At 62.7% G+C, this 16,362-nt stretch carries 21 protein-coding genes; 13 read left to right on the top strand and 8 right to left on the bottom strand.

The features are described 5' to 3' along the window. The first annotated feature begins 29 nt into the window (after positions 1-29). Positions 30-1,016 carry a Bug family tripartite tricarboxylate transporter substrate binding protein gene (locus ABR948_RS03035; RefSeq protein ID WP_428113960.1) on the top strand — a complete coding sequence of 329 codons (987 nt, stop codon included), beginning with the start codon at positions 30-32 and terminating at the stop codon, positions 1,014-1,016. A gap of 163 nt (positions 1,017-1,179) precedes the next feature. Further along, complete coding sequence (locus ABR948_RS03030) at positions 1,180-1,500, top strand: hypothetical protein (RefSeq protein ID WP_428113959.1); 321 nt, start codon at positions 1,180-1,182, stop codon at positions 1,498-1,500. Positions 1,501-1,506: 6 nt separating this feature from the next. Here ABR948_RS03030 and ABR948_RS03025 read toward each other — a convergent pair whose 3' ends face one another. Then, complete coding sequence (locus ABR948_RS03025) at positions 1,507-1,980, bottom strand: YbaK/EbsC family protein (RefSeq protein ID WP_428113958.1); 474 nt, start codon at positions 1,978-1,980, stop codon at positions 1,507-1,509. Beyond that, positions 1,970-2,716: a haloacid dehalogenase type II gene (locus ABR948_RS03020; RefSeq protein WP_428113957.1), complete on the bottom strand. Its 747-nt coding sequence runs from the start codon at positions 2,714-2,716 to the stop codon at positions 1,970-1,972. The genes ABR948_RS03025 and ABR948_RS03020 overlap by 11 nt, the downstream gene beginning before the upstream one ends. Before the next feature lie 120 nt (positions 2,717-2,836). Here ABR948_RS03020 and ABR948_RS03015 point away from each other — a divergent pair, with 120 nt between their 5' ends. Next, positions 2,837-3,904 carry a quinone oxidoreductase family protein gene (locus ABR948_RS03015; RefSeq protein ID WP_428113956.1) on the top strand — a complete coding sequence of 356 codons (1,068 nt, stop codon included), beginning with the start codon at positions 2,837-2,839 and terminating at the stop codon, positions 3,902-3,904. A 33-nt stretch (positions 3,905-3,937) separates the two neighbouring features. Here ABR948_RS03015 and ABR948_RS03010 read toward each other — a convergent pair whose 3' ends face one another. Then, positions 3,938-4,822 carry an amidohydrolase family protein gene (locus ABR948_RS03010; RefSeq protein WP_428113955.1) on the bottom strand — a complete coding sequence of 295 codons (885 nt, stop codon included), beginning with the start codon at positions 4,820-4,822 and terminating at the stop codon, positions 3,938-3,940. A 109-nt stretch (positions 4,823-4,931) separates the two neighbouring features. On the opposite strand from ABR948_RS03010, the gene ABR948_RS03005 reads away from it, so the two are divergent. The 4 genes from ABR948_RS03005 to ABR948_RS02990 all read left to right on the top strand — a co-directional run bounded on the left by ABR948_RS03005 (position 4,932) and on the right by ABR948_RS02990 (position 6,993). Continuing rightward, positions 4,932-5,408: a MaoC family dehydratase gene (locus ABR948_RS03005; protein WP_428113954.1), complete on the top strand. Its 477-nt coding sequence runs from the start codon at positions 4,932-4,934 to the stop codon at positions 5,406-5,408. Positions 5,409-5,420: 12 nt separating this feature from the next. Continuing rightward, complete coding sequence (locus ABR948_RS03000; RefSeq protein WP_428113953.1) at positions 5,421-5,858, top strand: MaoC family dehydratase; 438 nt, start codon at positions 5,421-5,423, stop codon at positions 5,856-5,858. 236 nt (positions 5,859-6,094) lie between these two features. Further along, positions 6,095-6,220: a type B 50S ribosomal protein L36 gene (gene ykgO, locus ABR948_RS02995; protein WP_002718645.1), complete on the top strand. Its 126-nt coding sequence runs from the start codon at positions 6,095-6,097 to the stop codon at positions 6,218-6,220. A gap of 119 nt (positions 6,221-6,339) precedes the next feature. Continuing rightward, entirely contained in the window at positions 6,340-6,993 is a 654-nt protein-coding gene (locus tag ABR948_RS02990) for a tetratricopeptide repeat protein (RefSeq protein ID WP_428113952.1), read from the top strand. A 20-nt stretch (positions 6,994-7,013) separates the two neighbouring features. On the opposite strand, the gene ABR948_RS02985 is transcribed toward ABR948_RS02990, so the two are convergent. Then, positions 7,014-7,196, bottom strand: a complete 183-nt coding sequence (locus tag ABR948_RS02985; RefSeq protein ID WP_428113951.1) for a hypothetical protein — start codon at positions 7,194-7,196, stop codon at positions 7,014-7,016. A 289-nt stretch (positions 7,197-7,485) separates the two neighbouring features. On the opposite strand from ABR948_RS02985, the gene ABR948_RS02980 reads away from it, so the two are divergent. Next, a complete protein-coding gene (locus tag ABR948_RS02980; protein WP_428113950.1) occupies positions 7,486-8,448 on the top strand; it encodes an alpha/beta fold hydrolase in 963 nt (320 codons plus the stop codon). Between the two features lie 132 nt (positions 8,449-8,580). Here the strand turns inward: ABR948_RS02980 and cycA are convergent, their stop codons facing one another. Continuing rightward, a complete protein-coding gene (gene cycA, locus ABR948_RS02975) occupies positions 8,581-8,973 on the bottom strand; it encodes a cytochrome c-550 CycA (RefSeq protein ID WP_428113949.1) in 393 nt (130 codons plus the stop codon). Positions 8,974-9,221: 248 nt separating this feature from the next. On the opposite strand from cycA, the gene ABR948_RS02970 reads away from it, so the two are divergent. After that, positions 9,222-10,715, top strand: a complete 1,494-nt coding sequence (locus tag ABR948_RS02970; RefSeq protein ID WP_428113948.1) for an FAD-linked oxidase C-terminal domain-containing protein — start codon at positions 9,222-9,224, stop codon at positions 10,713-10,715. Between the two features lie 29 nt (positions 10,716-10,744). Here ABR948_RS02970 and ABR948_RS02965 read toward each other — a convergent pair whose 3' ends face one another. The 3 genes from ABR948_RS02965 to ABR948_RS02955 form a co-directional block, all read right to left on the bottom strand. Next, positions 10,745-11,458, bottom strand: a complete 714-nt coding sequence (locus tag ABR948_RS02965; protein ID WP_428113947.1) for an antibiotic biosynthesis monooxygenase family protein — start codon at positions 11,456-11,458, stop codon at positions 10,745-10,747. 22 nt (positions 11,459-11,480) lie between these two features. After that, positions 11,481-12,473: an alpha/beta hydrolase gene (locus ABR948_RS02960; protein WP_428113946.1), complete on the bottom strand. Its 993-nt coding sequence runs from the start codon at positions 12,471-12,473 to the stop codon at positions 11,481-11,483. 98 nt (positions 12,474-12,571) lie between these two features. Further along, positions 12,572-12,910 (bottom strand): putative quinol monooxygenase, encoded by a 339-nt coding sequence (locus ABR948_RS02955; RefSeq protein ID WP_428113945.1) that lies wholly within the window; start codon positions 12,908-12,910, stop codon positions 12,572-12,574. A gap of 40 nt (positions 12,911-12,950) precedes the next feature. On the opposite strand from ABR948_RS02955, the gene ABR948_RS02950 reads away from it, so the two are divergent. The 4 genes from ABR948_RS02950 to ABR948_RS02935 form a co-directional block, all read left to right on the top strand. Further along, positions 12,951-13,130 carry a hypothetical protein gene (locus tag ABR948_RS02950; RefSeq protein WP_428113944.1) on the top strand — a complete coding sequence of 60 codons (180 nt, stop codon included), beginning with the start codon at positions 12,951-12,953 and terminating at the stop codon, positions 13,128-13,130. Between the two features lie 199 nt (positions 13,131-13,329). Further along, positions 13,330-14,016 (top strand): ArsR/SmtB family transcription factor, encoded by a 687-nt coding sequence (locus ABR948_RS02945; protein WP_428113943.1) that lies wholly within the window; start codon positions 13,330-13,332, stop codon positions 14,014-14,016. Between the two features lie 117 nt (positions 14,017-14,133). Beyond that, entirely contained in the window at positions 14,134-15,372 is a 1,239-nt protein-coding gene (locus ABR948_RS02940; RefSeq protein ID WP_428113942.1) for an FAD-binding protein, read from the top strand. Further along, positions 15,369-16,362 (top strand): 4Fe-4S dicluster domain-containing protein (locus ABR948_RS02935; RefSeq protein WP_428113941.1); only part of this gene is annotated, 994 nt, incomplete at its 3' end. The genes ABR948_RS02940 and ABR948_RS02935, both read left to right, overlap by 4 nt.

Genomic DNA, 16,362 nt, shown 5'->3' with positions numbered 1-16,362 from the left:
CAACGGAAACCTCGAGGGAAAAACTGCCGATGGATCGACGTGACGTTCTCAAGGTCGCCGCAGCGCTGCCGCTGCTGGTTGCGCGCCCCAAATCCGTTGTCGCGCAAGCGGCGTGGCCGGCGCGCACCATCAGCATGATCGTGCCGTTTCCCGCCGGTGGCCAGGCCGATCTCGCGGCCCGGCCGGTGGCGCTGGCGCTGGAGCGGATTCTCGGCAAGTCCGTGATCGTCGACAACCGTGCCGGCGGCGCCGGCGGCGCGATCGGCAACGCCGCGGCGGCGCGCGCCGACGCCGATGGCTACACCTTGCTGATGACGCTGTCGTCGCTGGCGGTGCTGCCGGAAGCCGACCGCCTGTTCGATCGTCCCCCGGTCTACGAAGTCGCGCAATTCGCGCCGGTGGCGCGCGTGCTCGCCGATCCCACTCTGCTCGCGGTGCCGGCATCGGCGCCATGGAAGACGCTGCAGGATTTTGTCGACGACGCCAAACAGCGCCCCGGCCAGATTCCCTATGGCTCGTCGGGCCCCTACGGCACGCTGCATGTGGCGATGGAAATGTTCGCCGCCTCCGCCGGCATCAAATTGCTGCACATTCCGTTTCGCGGCGCCGGCCCCGCGCTCAACGCGATCCTGACTGGGACGGTACAGGCGCTGGCATCGGCGCCGGGCACGCTGAAGCAGCAGGTTGATGACGGCAAGATGCGCGTGCTGGCCAATTGGGGCGCGGAGCGGATCGCGAGCTTTCCCGACCTGCCGACCTTCAAGGAACTCGGCTACAAGGATGTCGAGTTCTACATCTGGGCGGGGCTGTTCGCGCAAGCCGCGCTGCCGGCGCCGATCATAACGCGGCTGCGCGAGGCGATGGCGCAGGCCGTGATCAGCCCGGAGGTGATCAAGACCTTCGAGACCGCGGGCAGCCCGGTCGCTTACATGGACGCGCCGGAATTCTCAAAATTCGTCGAAATCGACAGCGCGCGCCTGGTCGCGGCGGTGAAGAAAATCGGCAAGGTGGAGTAGGGATCGCGTTATTCTGGAAGGCCGATTTCACATTTTGTTGTTCGGCGCGAACCTTCCTTTGTCTCATTTATTTTGAACCCTGGGGCGGACCAGTTTGTCCCATTGACCAAGCACGCCCCCAGAATCCGAAAGATGAATCGGAAAAGAAGGATCGGACATGCGAGTGTATCGATTACCCCTGAGCCATCGAATTCTTTTCAGTCTTGCAATACCGATCGCGTTCGGCATCGCGGTTCAAACGCCGGCCTTTTCCGACGAATACCGGGGAACGCTGGAGCAGCAAATGGCCTGCACGCCGGATGTGTTCCGGCTGTGTGGCGCCGCGATGCCTGACGTCAATCGGATCGTGGCGTGCCTGCGACAAAATACCCCGCAGCTCTCGGGGGCGTGCCGCGCGGTATTCGATTCAAGCGCCAGCGTACCTCAGCAGATTGTGCCGGCTCCCCAGCAGCCCGTGCCCGGGCGACGCTACGACGATCAATAAACCACTTTACTGCTGCGAGCGTATTTCGCAGACGTCGACCCATTCGGCGGCGACCAGTTCGGCCATCCGCGATGGCGTGATCCGAACCGCGCTGTGGATCGAGCCCGCCGCCGGCACCACCTCGTCGAACGCCTTCAACGAGACGTCGCAGTAAACCGGCAGCGGTATCTTCAGTCCGAACGGGCAAACGCCACCGACCTCATGGCCGGTGATGTCGGCGACCTCGTCGACGCCGAGCATCTTCGGCTTGCCGCCGAACAACGCTTTTACCTTCTTGTTGTCCATTCGCGCGGTACCGCTGGTGACGAGCAGCACCACCCGATCGCCGATCCGCAAGCTCAGCGTCTTGGCAATCCGCGCCGGCTCGACGCCGAAGGCCTCGGCAGCCAGCGCCACCGTCGCCGAACTCATCGGGGATTCGATCACGGTGATGTCAGGCGCCTTTTCGGCGAAAAACGCGTGGACCGATTCAAGGCTCACGGGCGGCAACCAGATCGGGCAGTTCCGACAGCGCATGGATGCGATGGTCAGGTGTGACCCCTAATTCGTCCACCTGCGTCCGAAGCGCCTTGAACATCGTGAGCGGCGCGACGAGATCGCTCTTGACGCAAGCCAGCGCCATCGCCTGCGGCGTCACCCGCTCGATCCAGGCGACGTTGAGGCCGAAGGCCTTGGCGCCGCAGGCGTCCCATGGATTCGACGATACGAACAGCACCTCCGCGGGCGCTATCCCAAGGCGGGCTTCGATCAGGGTGTAGGCATCCGGCGCAGGCTTGAAGATCTTTTTGCTGTCGATGCTGATGGTGGCGTCCAGCACGCGGTCGAGGCCGCTATTGTGCACCAGCGCGTTGAGCATGTCGGTAGAGCCGTTGGAAAGTATCGCCAGTTTGCGGTCCTTCATTGCTATGAGCGTAGCCATCGCATCCGGATAGAGATCCAGATGCAGATATTTGTCCATGATGCGCTCGAAGGCGGCGGCGTCATGTTTCAGGCCGAGCACGTTGAGGGTATAGACCAGCGAATCCCGGGTGATGACGGAGAAATCCTCGTAACGCCGCATCAGCGAGCGCAGCCAGGTGTATTCGAGCTGCTTGATGCGCCATATCTGCGTGACGATCTCGCCATAGCCGGGAAAGGCCTCCTCGGTGACGGCCGCCACCGACTGAATGTCGTAGAGCGTGCCATAGGCATCGAACACAACGGCTTTGATGGTCACGGGGAACTCGCTGGATGGTGGAAGATGGCTGTGTGGCGGGAGGCTTGAATTTGCGGCGCCATGCTAGCGAATATGCGATCACCACGCCATATCAAGCCTTCGGCATCAAGGGAGTCCCGCATGAAGGCATGGCAGTTGGATCGGCTCGGCGGCGAATTGCGGTTCAATGATGTGCGCACCCCGGAGCCGCGCCCCGGCAGTGTGTTGGTACGGATCGAGGCGTCGGCGTTGATGTCGTACCTCAAGGCCTATGTGGAAGGAAAACTGCCGGTCTATAATCCGCCTCCAGGTCCCTTCACGATCGGAACCAACGGCGTCGGCGTCATCGCGGCGGTGGGTCGGGACGTTTGGCATCTGAAGCCCGGCCAGCGCGTGGTGCTGTCGTCGCATTTTGTCGCGCCGGAGAATGTCGAAGACCCCGCGCAGATCCTGATCGGGCTAACCTCGAGCCCGGACGCGGCGGCGGTGCTTGCCGACTGGCCGGACGGCACGCTGGCCGAATACGCGCTGATGCCGGTCGCGGCGGTCACGCCGGCGGATGGGTTGGAGAAATTCGATGCCACCGAACTCGTCACCATCGGCCGCTGCATCATCCCGTTCGGCGGCCTGCTTCGAGGCCGGCTCGCGGCCGGCGAGACGCTGGTCGTCAACGGTGCCACCGGCGCCTACGGCACGGCGGCGGTGTTGCTCGGGGTCGCCATGGGTGCGACCAGCGTGATCGCAGCCGGCCGCAATCGCAGCGCGCTGGAGGCGGTGGCGGATGCCGGCGGCCCGCGCGTTGTGCCGGTGACGCTGGCGGGCGAGGTGCAGAAAGATGCGCGTGCGCTTCGCGATGCATCCGGCGGTGGAGCGCATATGGCGTTCGACATGGTGGGGCAGGCGCGCGATCCGAACTCGACGCTTTCGGCTCTCCACAGCCTTCGCCGCGGCGGCAGGCTGGTGCTGATGGGGAGCATGACGACCGAGCTTCCGTTGCCCTACACCGCCGTGATGCTCAACAGCTGGGAGATACTCGGCCAGTTCATGTATCCGGTCAGCGCCTACCGGCGGCTGCTGGACCTGTTGCGCAGCGGGCTGCTCGACATCAGCGCCATTCGTCCCCGCGTTTTCCCGCTCGCGGATTTGCGGCAGGCGATGGAAGCCGCGGCCACGGCCGGAAATCTCGAATGCATCGTGATACAGCCGTAAAGCTGAACGGACGTCGCGCCGAATTTCGAGGCTTCAGATGCCGAGAATCTTGCGCGCGTTGGCCTTCAGCACCTTGGGCCGGATATCGTCGCGAATGTCGAGCTTGGCGAAATCCGCCAGCCAGCGATCCGGCGTGATCACCGGCCAGTCCGAACCGAACAGCATCTTGTCCTGCAGCATGGAGTTGATGTAGCGCACCAGGATCGGCGGAAAATATTTCGGCGACCAGCCGGAGAGGTCGATATAGACGTTCGGCTTGTGGGTCGCGACCGAGAGCGCCTCTTCCTGCCAGGGGAAGGACGGGTGTGCCAGAATGATCTTGAGGTCGAGGAAATCCGCGGCCACATCGTCCATGTACATCGGATTGGAATATTTCAGTCGCATCCCCATGCCGCCGGGCATGCCGGAGCCGACGCCGGTCTGTCCGGTGTGAAACAGTGCGATGGCGCCGCCGTCGTTGATGGCCTCGTACAGCGGATAGGCCATGCGGTCGTTCGGATAGAAGCCCTGCATGGTCGGATGGAACTTGAAGCCCCTGACGCCGTATTCCTCGATCAGCTTCTTCGCCTCGCGAACGCCGAGCTTGCCCTTATGCGGATCGATGCTGGCGAACGGGATCAGCACGTCCAAATGATCGGCGGCGACTTCCAGCATTTCGTAATTGTTGTAGCGGCGAAATCCGGTCTCGCGCTCGGCATCGACCGGGAAGATCACGGCCGCGATCTTTTTGGCGCGGTAATAGGCCGCAGTTTCCGGCACTGTCGGCGGATGCTTGTTCGGTGACTTGAAATACTCGGCCATCTGCGCCTGGAAGTCGTCATAGCCGTCGTCGCCATGCATGCCGCAGGGCTCTTCGGCGTGGGTGTGGATGTCGATCGCGATGACGTCTTCGATATTGGGCAACTTCAGCTTGGACATTGTATCTTCCCGGAACTTCGCCTTGATTTTTCAGCGTGGCAAATTGATTATACCATATAACAAATTCCGCAAGACGGAACAAACAAGACGACCGAGCGGGGAGGATGGCATGGCACAGGCGGAGGCCTTCGAGACCGATTTCTGGAAAGACGCCAATCTGCGAAAACTGTGGGACGACATCGTTCCCGGTGAGCCGCGCAAGACCATCCCCTATACCCTGACGCGCGAGGCCATCGCGCTCTACTGCAAATCAGTCGGTGAGGATCATCCGATTTATTTTGACGAGGCCTATGCCCGGACCACGCGCTATGGCGGGCTGATCGCGCCGCCGTCGATCCACATCCTGCTGATGTTCTCCTGCACGCCGGCGGATGACTGGATGCGCAGCCCCGGCACCGTCAATGCCGGCCAATCATGGAGCTACCATGTTCCGGCGCGTCCCGGCGACGTCATCACGCTGCAGGCCCGCGCGCTCGACAAGTTCATCAAGCGCGAACGGTTGTTTGTGGTGCACGACAATGTCTTCTTCAACCAGCATGGCGAGGTGATCTGCTCGGGCCGTGGCTGGACCATCCGGCCGCAGTGAGGGGTGAACATCATGACAACCAGCTTCGATAACCTTGCCGCCGGCGACACCATCGACGGACCGAAATTCGCGGTCAGCCGCGAATCGATCCGCCTGTTCTGCGACGCCTCGCTCGACTACAACCCGCTGCATCTCGACGACGATTACATGAAGGGCAATTTCGGCAAGACCAATTTCGGCGGCATCATCATGCACGGCATGAACAATTTCGGGCTGATCTCGCGGATGATTACCGACTGGGCCTATCCTGCCGGCGCCATTTACCGCCGCCTCGAAACAAGATGGGTCAAGCCGGTCAGGCCGGGCGACACCATCCAGCCGACCGGTATCGTGAAGTCCAAACAGGCCACGGCGAACTCGCGCTGGGTCCTGATCGACGTCATGGTCCGCAACCAGAACGACGAGAAAGTCGCCACCGGCGAGGCTATGGTCGAGTTCCCCCTGCACTAGACTTCCCTTGGCACTGGATTTGTGTGCAATTTCAATCGGGACGGCTGGGCCGAGGTTGCCCCCGATGGCTTGGCCAAGGCTGCGAAAACGGCCTTGAACACCCCGTCTGGATTGACATTCGACCACCCGATGGCTTAGAAACCGCGCGTCCTGGGCGGCGCAGCCGCCGGCGGGATAAATCAGATTTTGCCACTTTCGGCCTGTCCCACGGCCTTTCAACGCATCAGGATTGTCCCATGAAGGTCCGTAACTCGCTGAAATCGTTGCGTGGTCGCCATCGCAACAACCGTCTGGTCCGCCGCAAGGGCCGGGTTTATGTGATCAACAAGGTTCAGCGCCGTTTCAAGGCGCGCCAGGGTTGATTCAGGGTTGATTACGGCCTGAATCCGGCAGTCCTGGCCGGCACGCGGTCCACAGTCATCACGGCTCTTTGACGCTTTTGCTGCTTTGCAGCGCGGTTTACTGCGTCTAGACTTTGCCCATGGCATTGAGATTCCCTGCTGCGCGCAGCTGCCGGATAGCGATCTTGCTCACCGCGATCACCGCCGTGATGCCGCTTCCGGTGCTGGCGCAGGATCCAGGAACCACGCCGTCGAAGCAGCAGAAGAAATTGCCGGAAGCCCCGGCCAAGCTGCCGAAGACCGGCGCCGATCGCACGCGAGGCCTGGACTTTCTGTTCGGGGCACTGAAGGCAGCCCCCGATGAGGCCAGCGCCAAGCATGTCGAGGCCCGGATCTGGGCGCTGTGGATGCAGACCCCGAGCGACACCACCGCCCTTCTGATGATGCGCGCCAAGGCCGCGATGGACGCCCAGCAGATGGACGTCGCGCTCAAGCTGCTCGATGCCGTGGTCAAGCTGCGTCCCGATTATGTCGAGGGCTGGAACCGGCGCGCGACGCTGTATTATCTGCAGAACGATTACGCCCATTCGCTGCAGGACATCGAGCAGGTATTGGTGCGCGAGCCGCGCCATTTCGGCGCGCTGGCGGGCCTCGGCATGATCATGCAGGATCTCGGCGACGAAAAGCGCGCGCTCGACGCCTTCCGCAAGGCGCTCGCGCTCAATCCGCATCTCGAGAAGGTGCCGGAACTGGTCAAGACCCTGACCGAGAAGGTCGAAGGCCGCGACATCTGATCGCGCGAGGCTATTCTGACCTAATGCAGAACGTTGCCGCCGGATCCTGCCAGCCCGCCATGTGCCACCACCGCATGGAGCTGCTGAAGTTCCGCTTCCAGCTGCTCGTTGACCAGCAGCAGTGCTCTTAGCGCGCCGCGAATATCTCCATCGCAGCTGGCGACAATTTCGTCGATGGCGGCTTCGTTTGGTGTGGAAGTCATCGAAAATCCTCCAATTACCGGTGAGATAATGCTTTGGCGCCCCGCGCGTTGCTGTGGATTGTGTGGATAAGCCAGGTTGCGGAAATTTCGACGGGCACGCTAATCAGACCGCAAAACTATTGCCAAGGGTTATAGAAAGCTGCCGATGACGGTTGTATGAAGACCGGCGTCGTGTCAGCGCCGTACGGTGGAAAACCCGCATGGCGAAGTTGAAACGCCCCGGTCCGGCGAAACCGGACCGCCGTCAAACCGTAACTCATGTGTGCTCAAACCCATCCGGACCCTCGCAATGATAGCGGTCGTTTTCGTGGCGGCGCTGGTGATCCTGGCGCTGATCACACAGGCCGGCGTCGTTGTGCTGCAGCGCAGCTATCCCGCGCAGGGCGAGATGGTCGAGGTGACCGGCGCGACCCTCAACGTCGTCGATATCGGGCCGCGCGACGCGGCCGGTCCGCCGATTGTGCTGATCCATGGCGCCAGCTCGAATCTGAAGGCCATGCAGCAACCGCTCGGTGATCTGCTCGCCGGCAGGCATCGGGTCATTCTGATCGACCGTCCCGGCCATGGCTGGAGCGCGCGCGCGCGCGAGGCTGATTCGACGCCAGCCATCCAGGGCCAAATGATCGATGCGGCGCTGGAAAGACTGGGCATCGGTCCGGCGATCCTCGTGGTCCACTCCTGGGCCGGTGCGTTGGGTGCGCGGATGGCGCTCGATTATCCCGCGCGCGTCGCGGGTCTGGTGCTGCTGGCGCCGGCCCTCTATCCGTGGTCCGGCGGCGTCGGATGGTACAATGACGTCGTCACCACCCCCGTGATCGGTCCGTTGCTGGCCTATACGATCACGCTGCCGCTCGGTTACTTCCTGACCGCGCCCGGCGCCCGCAATGCGTTCCTGCCGCAGACCATGCCGGAAAATTTCGTCAGCGACACCGCGACGGCATTATTGCTGCGTCCGCGCGAGTTCCTCGCCAATGCCCGCGATCTCGTGACGTTGAAGGCGGCGGTCAGGGAGCAGTCCCCGCGCTACGCAGAAATCAAGGTGCCGGCGGTGGTGATCGCCGGCGACGCCGACACCACCGTGTGGCCGAGCATCCACTCCCGGCCCTTCGCCGCCGCGGTGCCGAACGCCAAACTGATCATGCTGCCTGGTGTTGGTCACCTCGTGCAAAATGCCGCGCCCGAACTTGTGATGGGTGAGATCGACGCCATGATCAGCGGAATTGCGCAGGGAACGCGGGCTGCCGCCAATTAGAGCGGTTTCGGGCGAAGGCCTGTCCCGCGCCCGATGCGGGATGGATGCCGGTTCGCGCTGGGAAAATACATCAAAATAAACGATTAAGGCCCCGGTTCTGATTCAATCAGAACCGGGGCCCAGCCGGCTACGTTATTTGGTTTTTCCGTCCTTGTCGTATTGCGAGATGAAGGCCCAGAGATCGTTGACCTCTTTCTCGTTCTTGACACCGGCGAAGGCCATCTTGGTGCCTGGGACCTTTGCCTTTGGGTCCTTGATGTATTCCTTGAACTGGGCCTCGTTCCAGGTGATGCCGGAATTCTTGTTGGCATCGGAGTAGTTGTAGTCCGGCGCGGTGCCGGACTTGCGGCCGTCGAGCCCGTTGAGCTGCGGTCCGACCTTGTTCTTGGCGTCTTCGCCGATCGCGTGACAGGCCAGGCATTTGTTGAAAGACGTCTTGCCGGCCGCGGCGTCCTGCGCCAGTGCCGCGGATGCGGCGGCCGACGATACGATGATGACCAGCGCGCTCAATGTCAGTTTTTTCATACTCTGCTCTTCGTTGCTTCGGGGGTTTCTCGGCGGTCGTTTGTGGCACGGCGCGCTTGTCATGGACAAGCCACGAAATGCTTATCGGGTTTCATCCCTCTCGGTTGCACCTTTCGGGTAGCCGATATTCGCGGCCCGCTTATCTCGCGGCGGCCTACCCAAACCGATCCAGACGTGCTTGATTTGTCATGACAAATCAAGCCATGCCGTGAATCTGCCTGGGTTCGACGGCGGTTGGAGAAATTCAGATGACCATCATGATGCCCGCGCCGGATCAGGCGGTTCTGGGGCGCCGTGACGCCATCGTGATGGCGTTGCGCGCCATCGTGCCGGGCGAAGGCGTGATCGACAGCGCGGCCGAAATGCTGCCTTACGAGTCCGATGGCCTGATGGCGTATCGTCAGCCGCCGATGGTCGTGGTGCTTCCGGACACCACCGAACAGGTCTCGCAGGTTCTGAAATATTGCTTCGAGCAGGGCATCAAGGTCGTGCCGCGTGGCTCCGGCACCTCGCTGTCCGGCGGTGCGCTGCCGCTCGCCGATGCCGTGCTGCTGGGGCTGGGCAAATTCAAGCGCATCCGCGAGATCGATTTCGACAACCGCGTGGTCGTGACCGAGCCGGGGGTGACCAATCTCGCCATCAGCCAGGCGGTCGCCCATGCCGGGTTCTATTATGCGCCCGATCCGTCGTCGCAGATTGCCTGCTCGATCGGCGGCAACGTGGCCGAGAATTCCGGCGGCGTGCATTGCCTGAAATACGGCATGACCACCAACAACGTGTTGGGGTGCGAAATCGTGCTGATATCCGGCGAAATCATCAGGGTCGGCGGCAAGTCCGCCGAGACCAGCGGCTACGATGTGATGGGAATTATTACCGGCTCCGAAGGCCTGCTCGGCGTCATTACCGAGGTCACGGTGCGGATTCTGCAGAAGCCGGAAACCGCGCGCGCGCTGATGGTCGGCTTCGCGCAGGTCGAGGCGGCCGGCGAGTGCGTGGCACGAATTATCGGCGCCGGGATCATTCCGGGCGGCATGGAAATGATGGACAAGCCCGCGATTCACGCCGCCGAGGCCTTCGTCCATGCCGGCTATCCGCTCGACGTCGAGGCGCTTTTGATCATCGAACTCGATGGTCCCGGTATCGAGGTCGATGAACTGATCAAGCGGGTCGAGGCGATCGCGCAGGGTTGCGGTTCGACCACCTGCCAAATCTCGACTTCGGAAACGGAGCGCAATCTGTTCTGGGCCGGCCGCAAGGCGGCGTTTCCGGCCGTCGGGCGGATTTCGCCGGATTATCTGTGCATGGACGGCACCATCCCGCGCGGCGCGCTGCCGAAAGCTCTGGCCCGGATTCGCGATCTCTCCGAAAAATACGGGCTTCGCGTCGCCAATGTATTTCATGCCGGCGACGGCAATCTGCATCCGCTGATCCTGTACGATGCCAATATGCCGGGCGAGATGGAGCGGGCCGAAGCGTTCGGCGCCGATATCCTTCGCTGCTGCGTCGAACTCGGCGGCGTCCTGACCGGCGAACATGGGGTCGGGATCGAAAAACGCGACCTGATGCCGGAGATGTTCAGCGAAATCGATCTCAACCAGCAGCAGCGGCTGAAATGCGCGTTCGACGCCCAGGGCCTGCTCAATCCCGGCAAGGTATTTCCGACCCTGCATCGCTGCGCCGAGCTTGGCCGCGTGCATGTCCACGGCGGCAAGCTGGCCTTCCCTGAACTGCCGCGGTTCTAGTCTAGACTGGGCATGATGACCGGTTGCGTTTACGCGCCCTTGCGGTGCGCGGGTTCGGGATGCCTGGTCTGTGCCCCCTCGATATCCGGATAGAACTGCGGCGCCTCGCGCCGATCGAATCGACCGTAGTCGCGCACGACGCGGATTTTGCGGTGCCGGAGCGTCCCGATGGCGTCGACCTTCCTGGGCGACCACGCGTTGGCCGCTTTCGGGTCTTTCCAGCCCACCAGCAGTGCCAGCTTTCCCGGATTATAGATACTGGCGAACACATCGTGCTCAATGACGCCGCCGTTCTTGAGATCAAGGCCAAGATCGGCCAGCAGCAGGTCCGTTTGGGTTACAAACGCGGCGCCCCTGGCCGGCGTGATCTCCGTAAAGGTCACGATTTTGGCGGCCCCGACTTCGGTCTCATCGAAGCGCCGTTCGTCTATCGGCGCTTCCTTCGGCGGGTCGGTGTCGGCGGTCACATCGCCGACGCGCAGATGATAATCCCTGAATATCTCGAACCGGCCCTTGCCCTGCACGACATGATGTTCGCCTTCGGTACGCCAGCGGACCACCGACTTCTCGTCACGCCAGGTCGAGTGCGACAGCACCCATCCCGGCCGGAGCCGGCTTTCAAAGCGCTCATTATCGACGAAGCCGTCGATCTTCTCCAGGATCGGCTTCAAGTGCTTGGCGAGCTCAAGATAGTCGTCCTTGCGACCGTCATTGGGGCGAACTTCGAAAATCACGGAAAACATCGTCTTTCCTTTCGAGCTTGTTTCAGGCCGGGATCGGTGCGGTATCGTTGGCGAGCAGGAAGTTGATGCTTTCCTGCCAAAGCGCCGGCCGCATCGTCTCAAAATGCATCAAATGGGTACCGCGGCCGATCTTGATGTCGCGCTTGACGGGCGATTGCGTGAAGGCGTCGAAAAGCCAGCGCGCATCGTCATCCTGCATCAGCCCATCCCATTCGCCGCGGATGATGGCGACCGGCGCTCGGACCAGCGCCGGGTCGTAGGCCAGTTGGCCATGCCACGCCTTGATGATCTCGCTAAAGGGGCCGAGCGGAGTCTTGACACCAGCGGGATCGCGCGAACGGCTGTCGGGATCGCTGTCGAGATAATGCTGGCTCCATTGCTCGAAATGGATCCGCGACAGAACCGGTGGCTCATGCGCCGGAACGTCTTCGACGAACCGGTTCCACTGGTCTTGCGGGGTCACGATGCGCCACGCCGGAAACGAGGGCGGCATCTCATAGCGCCGTGGTCCGCGACGTCCGATCGGGGCAAACAACACCAGCCGGTCGACCAGCGCGGAATGCGCGCCGGCGAAGCGACCCACGGGCATCGAGCCCCAGGAATGCGAGATCAGGGATAGTTTGTCGAGCTTCTGGTGCCCGAGGATGAAGCGGATGGCGGCCTCCAGCTGCTTTGCGGCATCCTCCGCCACGCATAGCGGCGAATGGTCGGTCGCGGGCTGGTCCATTTCCGGATAGCGGTCGGAATGACCGAAGCCATAAAAGTCCAACGCCCAGACGTCGAAGCCGGCTTCGCCCAATGCATCGCGCCACGACTTTCCGTCAAATCGATGCGCAATCGAAAGTGCCGACGGGAAGGTTGCACCGTGAACATAAAGCACCGCACGCCGCGGTTCAAACCCGGTGTCGAGCGCCGGCAGAAACCGCAGGAACAGTGACAATCCCTGACGTGGACCGCGAATGCGAAAATGCTGCTCGCGGGGATCGAGCTGCGGTGCGATTGGAAAATCGGTCATTCAAACTCCAGTTTCTGCGGGCGAAAGGAAGCCGGGGCAAAAATCCCTCGACCCGGCTCCTTTGCCTCGCCGTCAATTTTGGAAATCGCGCGGACCGGTTACAGCAGCGCGTATTGCGCGCGCTCGCGCTTGGCGAGAAGCGGCAGCGCCTGACCCGCGATATAGGTCTTGAAATACGCACTTTCCTGATGCGCTTTCAAAGCGGCCTCGTCGACAAACAATTCATAGAACATGAATTGCGCGGGATTTTCCTTGTTCCGGCTGATCAGGAACAGCTTGGCTCCCGGATCGTTCTGGGCCTCGGGCAGAAAATGGCGCAGAATCTCCGCAACCTTGTCGGCCTGTCCTTCTTTGGCTTCCCATTGGGCGACCACCAACAGGCCGCCAACGCCGACGGCGTCGCTCAAGGTTTTTTCGCTCATTGCATATTGACCCATGGTCGTTGTTCCTTCGATTGGCTGAGGTCGGGATTGTGAAATGGCCGATGATGACAGATTGACCATCATCATCGCCACGCCGAACGCCGTGATGGCCGTCCGTCTCGTAACCGGGCCGGTAGACCACGGTTGGGGTGTCGTGATTTTCAAATGCCGCACGATTTTCTCCATTCGTTTGTTGTCGATCATTGGTAACGCAGCTTCGCGCCGAAGGTTGTGAGGTTTTAGTTCGACCGCGGTCGAAGTGTCGCATTGAGGTTCCATCGCCGTGCAGCAGGGCTGAGCGCTCGCGGCCGCTGTGCGGCAGAGCGGCGCGGGCGGGTCGGTCGTTGCGAGCAAATTTCGATCGCGATCGAAGCGTTGGCGGGGAACGCCGTGCCAGACCGTGCATTGTTCCAACCGAACGAGGGAGGTCCGCAATGCCGGTCGTACCGCAACTGGCGGAGGTCGCCCAACTGGTGGGGGATCCCGGACGCGCCAACATTCTATCGACCTTGATGGACGGACGGGCGCTCACCGCCAAGGAACTGGCAATCGTCGCCGGCGTAACGGCCCAGACCGCCAGTTCGCATCTGGCCAAACTGGTCGAGCGCGAGCTTCTGAGCGTGGAAAAGCGCGGGCCGCGCCGGTTCTACCGGCTGGCAACCCCGCTTGTCGCCCGGATGCTCGAGGGCATCATGAATGTTGCGGTGACGGGTCCGCCCCGGTTTCGGCCGCCGTCCAGGATCGATAGCGAGATGCGGCGAGCGCGAACCTGCTATGATCATCTGGCCGGGGAGCTTGGCGTCGCGGTCACCGACGCGATGATTGAACGTCGATACCTCATTCTCGATGCCGATGCCGGGGAATTGACCGCGGAAGGATCGTGCTTCCTGGTCGATATTGGCGTCGACCTTACGGCACCCGTTCGCAGCCGCCGCGCGTTCTGCCGGCCCTGCCTCGACTGGAGCGAACGGCGCCCGCATCTGGCCGGCCGGGTCGGCGCTGCCATCGCCCATCTTGGCTTCGAGCGGGACTGGATCCGCAGACGGCGTTTGGGACGATCGGTCGAGATTACCGAAGGCGGCGTCGTGGCATTCAAGGAAATGTTCGGCGCTCGAATTTGATTTCGTGCGTTCTTCACATCCGGCCTTGTATCCGGCATCCACGCCTTTAGAACATATCCGGGATACGCCGGCTGCGATAAGCCGGCGTGGGCGTATCATGAAGGCGAGGCTGTTGGCGTGGATACCCCTAAAGTACGTGATGCGGGGGATGTCGAGCAGGTGGTGCGTGCGGCGCTCGCCAGCGAGCAGCCGCTGGAAATCATAGGTCATGGCAGCAAGCGGCTGATCGGCCAGCCGATGGCGACCAACGCGCTGCTCGATCTATCGGCGCTGAACGCGGTGACGGCCTATGAGCCGAATGAGCTGATCATCACCGTGCAGGCCGGCGCGCCGCTCGCCGACGTCAAGTCGCTGATCGACTCCAAAAATCAGCAGTTCGCCTTTGAGCCGATCAACACCTCGGTGCTGCTGGGCACGCCAGACGTCGGAACCATCGGCGGCATGATCGGCGCGGGTCTCGCCGGCCCCCGCCGCATCAAGGCCGGCGGCGTCCGCGACCATCTGTTGGGCGCGCATGCGGTGTCCGGCTTTGGCGACAGTTTCAAGGCCGGCGGCCGGGTGGTGAAGAACGTCACCGGCTACGATCTGTGCAAATTGCTGGCGGGGTCCTGGGGCACGCTCGCGGTCATGACCGAGGTGACGCTGAAGGTGATGCCGAGGCCCGAGAGCGAGCGCACGCTGGTGCTGCGCGGACTGGACGATATCACCGCCAACAAGGCCATGACCGCGGCTCTGGGCTCGCCGTTCGATGTATCCGCTGCCGCGCATGTGCCGAATTCGGCGTTTCGAGGCTTGGTGAGCGGGCTTGGCGATCTCGGATCTCCGCACGAGGCGGTCACGCTGTTGCGGCTGGAGGGCATTACCGCGTCCGCCGCCCATCGCGCCGCCGCGCTAGGCAGGGCGCTGGCGCTGTTCGGGATCGCGGAGATTATTGAAGATGCGGCCTCGGCGGTGATCTGGAGCTCGATTCGCGATGTTCAACCGTTCGCGGCCAGCGGCGCGCTCGGCGCGTGGCCGGTGTGGCGGATCGTCTGTCCACCGGCTTCCGGCGGTGCGCTCGGTCAGGCGCTGGCGCGGGACACCGGTGGCGACGTGATCTACGATTGGGGCGGTGGCTTGATCTGGGCGGCGCTGCCTCCCAAAGCCGACGCCCAGGCGGCGCTGGTGCGCACGCGCGTCGATGCCGCCGGTGGCCACGCCACGCTGCTGCGCGCGTCCGACGAGGTGCGGCGCCATGTCGATGTGTTTCACCCCCAGAAGAGCGGTCTCGCCGCGCTTGGCGAACGCGTCCGCCACAGCTTCGATCCGAAAAACATCCTCAATCGCGGCCGGATGATACGGGGGACCGCGGCATGAAGACCGAATTCAGCCTCGCCCAGCTCGCCGACCCCGATATTGCGGAAGCCGACAAGATTTTGCGGGCCTGCGTGCATTGCGGATTTTGCACGGCGACCTGTCCGACCTATGTGCTGCTCGGAGACGAACTCGATAGCCCGCGCGGCAGAATCTATCTCATCAAGGAGATGCTGGAAAAGGACAAGCCGCCGACACAGGAAGTGGTCAAGCATATCGACCGCTGTCTTTCCTGCCTCGCCTGCATGACCACCTGTCCATCGGGCGTGAATTACATGCACCTGGTCGATCAGGCGCGGGTGAAGATCGAACGGGATTATGCCAGGCCGCTGACCGAGCGGGCGTTGCGGGCGGTGCTCGCCTTCGTGCTGCCGCGACCAGGATTGTTCCGCGCCGGCATGATCCTGGCACGGTTGGGCCGGCCGCTGACCGCGTTGCTGCCGACGCCCGAAGCGGGCTCGAAGTCGGTTTCGGCCTCACCGACTTTATTGAGGCGAATCAAGGCGATGCTGGCGCTCGCGCCGCGCCGCCTGTCGCCGCGCGGGGCGGCCGGCGGAAGCGTTTTTGCGGCGGAGGGGACGAGGCGGGGACGCGTCGCCCTGCTGCAAGGCTGTGCCCAGCAGGTGCTGGCGCCGCGCATCAATCAGGCCGCCATCAATCTGTTGACGCGTCATGGCATCGAGGTGGTGCTGGTCAAGGACGAGCAATGTTGCGGTGCGCTGACCCATCACCTCGGCCGCGATGCCGATGCGCTGGCGCGGGCCCGCGCCAACATCACGGTCTGGCTCGCGGAGGCCGAGCGAAACGGTCTCGACGCCATCCTGATGACGACGTCGGGCTGCGGCACCGTGATCAAGGACTATGGTTTCATGCTGCGCGAGGACCGCGATTTTGCCGCCGCCGCGGCGAAGGTTTCAGCGCTTGCGAAGGATATCACCGAGTATCTCGGCGGCATCGATTTGCAGCCGCGCCAGCAGCACCGCGACATTGTCG

The organism is Bradyrhizobium sp. (assembly GCF_050014615.1).
GTDB lineage: Bacteria > Pseudomonadota > Alphaproteobacteria > Rhizobiales > Xanthobacteraceae > Bradyrhizobium.
Note: the sequence above shows the minus strand (reverse complement) of the source record. Positions and strands in the feature narration are given on the sequence as shown.